This is a genomic window from Solemya elarraichensis gill symbiont (genome assembly GCF_002021095.1).
In the GTDB taxonomy this organism is placed as follows: domain Bacteria; phylum Pseudomonadota; class Gammaproteobacteria; order Chromatiales; family Chromatiaceae.
The window spans coordinates 1-3,827 of record NZ_MPRK01000171.1 but is presented as its reverse complement, the minus strand read 5'-3'; the positions used below and the strand labels follow the sequence as shown (position 1 = coordinate 3,827).

Here is a 3,827-nt window from a genome sequence, read left to right as displayed (position 1 = left end):
TTTCCTTTGGCGCTGGCGCACGTCAGAAAAACAGTCTCGCCTAGTGGCTACCGGGGACTACGCGCCTTCGATTCTCTCTCCTTGGCGCGCAGCGATCGACAAATCACAGAAAAAGCTTCTGCAACAGGCGATCGGGACACTCAATATCTCGCACCGTGCCTACCATCGCATCCTCAAGCTGGCACGAACCATTTGTGATCTTGATGGTGGAGAATCGATCCAGACGAAACATCTCAGTGAAGCCATCAGACTGCGTTCACTGGACAAAAACCTTTCAACATTTCAATAACCCGGCATGCAAACTCCCAAGCAATAGGGATTTCCCCAATATTTATTGGAAAAGTCCCCGAATAATAACCATTTATGAAACCCGGTTTAGCGTCAAATTTTCGATAACCAGCTTGACTTTGAGGCATGTTGGGATTATTTTCCCACTTATGAACTCAGCCCTGTTTAATGCCATCTACCGGCTGCTAACCCCGCTGGTACGCTTTCTGCTGCGCAAAGAGGTCTCATTTGACGCCTTCAGCCAGCTGGCGAGAAAAGTCTATGTCGACATCTCCGAAGAGCGCCTGCTTGAGAGTGAGGGCAAGGCGACCACCTCCAGAATTGCGATTGTTACAGGGTTGACACGCAAGGATGTCGCCAAGCTGCGCACGCTCTCGGTCGATTCGACTGCAATGACGCCAAGGTACAACCGCTCTTCCAAAGTCATCAGTGGCTGGCTGCACGACAGTGACTTCTACGATTCACGCAAGCAACCTCGCATGCTCAATCCCGATGGTGAGCACCCCAGTTTTGAGTCCCTAGTATCACGTTACAGCGGTGATATGCCCTATCGGGCAATGCTCAAGGAACTGCTGGGGACCGAAACCGTCGAACTCTCGGCAACCGGAAAAATCCGCCTGCTGAAACGCTCCTTTATTCCGCACGATGATGAATCAGAGGGTATCAGTATCCTTGGAAATGAAGCACACAACCTGATTGACACCATCGATCACAACCTCAATTCGGATAGCAAAGAGGACCTGCGTTTCCAGCGCAATGTCGCCTACGACAACCTCCCGGAAGAGGCACTTCCCGAGTTCAAAATCTTTGTCGAGGAGAATGGTCAGCGCATGATCGACCAGTTTAACCGCTGGCTGGCGGCCAGGGATCGTGACGTGACAGGGAATACAGAAGGAACCGGCCGTATGAAAGCCGGAGTCGGCATCTACTACTTTGAAGAGCCAGTAGACGATAAAACCGCTATGGACAACAAGGACAAAGAGTCATGAAACAGTTACTAAAACACCTTCTTCCTGCCATTGTTATGATCTCTCTTGTCTCCTGTGGAGGCGGCGGTACAGTAGCATCCGGCGGCAGTGGTGGAACAGGTATTTCGACTGGTTCAATCAGTGGCTTTGGCAGTATTTTTGTCAATGGTATCGAGTTTGATATCAGCGGAGCCACGCTTGAGCGCAACGGTACCGCAGGTGCAAGTGAAAATGAATTTGAACTCGGTGAAGTGGTCTTCATCCAGGGCTCTATCGACACAGACAGCGGTACGGGCGTTGCCACCACGGTGTCATATGACGAAATTCTTCGTGGCCCTGTCACCAATGACAATCCCACCTCGAGCAGCATAGAAGTTCTGGGACAGCAGGTCCTTGTCCTGCCGTCGACTGTATTGCAGCTGACAGGTGTACTGACGGATTTGGACACCAGCAGCATTGTCGAGGTTTCCGGCTACTACAACGCAAACCGGAATTTGGTTGCGACAAGGATAGTAGAGATCACCAGTGGCATCGCCTCGATCGAGGCCAAGCTCTTTGTCAGCAGCATTGATACAAACCCTTCACCTGATGAACTGGTATCCAACGGTCTGACAGTCACCCTTGCAGACCTGAGTCACGTTAGCCCTGATGACCTTGTCCAGGTTGAGGCGGCCAGTGGAGCGCTTTCCGGTTTAACTCTCACAGCTACCAGCGTTACCGTGATCCAGCCTGCCAACCTGGCTCAAGGAACAGAAATAGAACTTGAAGGGATTGTCACAACTTATATCACTCCTGAGAATTTCTTTGTTAATGTAATTGAGGTGGACGCTACCGGAATCGATCCAGCACTGACTGCACTGATAGCGCTAAACGTCCGGGTCGAAGTGGAGGGCGTGATCAATGCCAGTGGCATACTGGTTGCTGACAGCCTTGAAATCAAGGATGAAGAAGAAGATGTCCAGCTGGAAGTTTCCGGCGAAATTAGCGACAAGAAAACAGTTCCCGACAGGGTCACGGTACAGGGCAATGATTACGTAATAATCACAGGCACACCCGACGCATCCGACTTGCATGGAGATACCTTCGACTCCCTGCAGACAGGACACTGCGTTCATATCCATGCGTTTGATGATTCAGGTGACTTCATCATTGAAGAGCTTGAACGCAAGGACGATCCCTGTAACGGAGATAATGGGGAGATTGAAGGAACGGTCTCCTATGCTAATGGCTCCACCGGTGAGTTAACGGTGAATGGCACAACAGTCATCACTGATATTACCGAGGTAACGACAACTTTCCGTGGGCCAAATGACAACCCTATATCACCCGAATCCTTCTTCAACTCGATATCAATTGACTCAACCGAGATACATGCTTACGGCAGTTACAATTCGGGAACAGGGGAATTTTCGGCGACTGACATCATGATCGAGGATTAAACGGCAAAACCTGATGCTTCATCGATACCCCGTCTCCTTCACAGAAGCCCTGCTTGCCACTCTTATTCTCTTCTGCACCACGCAGGGGAGCATGGCATCTGGCGGTAGCGGAGGCACTGGAATTTCTTCGGGCACCATCAACGGTTTTGGAAGCATCTTCGTCAACGGCATTGAATACGATATCAGCAAAGCCAAGCTGACACGGAATGGGCAGAAGAGTGAAGAGTCTGATTTCAGGCTTGGCGAGATCGTCACCATTAAGGGTACGGTAGATCATAAAAAACGCACTGGCGTTGCAGCCAGCGTTATCTACGAGAACATGCTTAGCGGCCCGGTTACTGCCTTGTCAGATTCAAACCACGTCGAAGTACTCGGCCAAACCGTCGTCACCAACCATTCAACCATATTGGATCAGTTTTCAGCCCTGAATGACCTTCAGGTCGGCCAGTTCGTCGAAGTTTCCGGATTTCATGATGCCAACAATAATCTTGTCGCAACCCGCATTATGCTGCTCCCCGGCAGTTCCAGGTCGAACAACAGCAACATCGAAGCCAGGCTTATTGTCGGAAACGTTAACACGGAGTCAGAGCCCGCTTCACTGAGAGCCGGGAAACTGACGGTCGTCTTCAGAAAATCCGGACACCCTCCTGTAGCAGGAGACCTTATCCATGTCAGAGCATCTGCCGACCCGGTCAATATGCAGCTGCATGCAGATGAGTTAATAATTATTGATAAGCCTCGCTTTGAAAAAGGAACCCGACTCAATATCGAGGGCATCATCACACGATTCAATTCTAATAGAAGCTTTACAGTAAATGGCATTGAAATCCTCATTCATGACAAAACACATGTTGAAAACCTCATGGGCGCGATACTGGCTTTAAATAGCCAGATAGAGGTTGAAGGCGTTATTGATGACAAGGGCGTTTTGATTGCTAGCAAGCTTGAAATAGAAGATGACCGCACCAGCTCTGAATTTAACGGAAACATCCAGAAGATTGATCTTAAAAATAAACGGATATGGATCTTTGACGTCAAGCGTGTCTTTGATCTCGTGATGTAAAACGGGACATCCAAGTCGCCCTTTTACACTCGATCTTCGACAGCCTTTATTGCCCCGGACGCCCTGCGT

The 3,827-nt window shown here is 49.8% G+C and carries 4 protein-coding genes; all 4 read left to right on the top strand.

Annotated features, from left to right (window positions below; translation table 11 throughout):
- Window positions 1-289 (top strand): magnesium chelatase subunit ChlI family protein (locus BOW51_RS08315; protein ID WP_503167673.1); only part of this gene is annotated, 289 nt, incomplete at its 5' end.
- A 148-nt stretch (window positions 290-437) separates the two neighbouring features.
- Window positions 438-1,277 (top strand): DUF6502 family protein, encoded by an 840-nt coding sequence (locus tag BOW51_RS08310; RefSeq protein WP_078477292.1) that lies wholly within the window; start codon window positions 438-440, stop codon window positions 1,275-1,277.
- Window positions 1,274-2,695, top strand: a complete 1,422-nt coding sequence (locus BOW51_RS08305; protein WP_078477291.1) for a DUF5666 domain-containing protein — start codon at window positions 1,274-1,276, stop codon at window positions 2,693-2,695. Before BOW51_RS08310 ends, BOW51_RS08305 begins: the two co-directional genes overlap by 4 nt.
- A gap of 13 nt (window positions 2,696-2,708) precedes the next feature.
- On the top strand, window positions 2,709-3,758 hold the full coding sequence (locus BOW51_RS08300) for a DUF5666 domain-containing protein (RefSeq protein ID WP_078477289.1): 1,050 nt from the start codon (window positions 2,709-2,711) through the stop codon (window positions 3,756-3,758).
- Window positions 3,759-3,827: the final 69 nt, after the last annotated feature.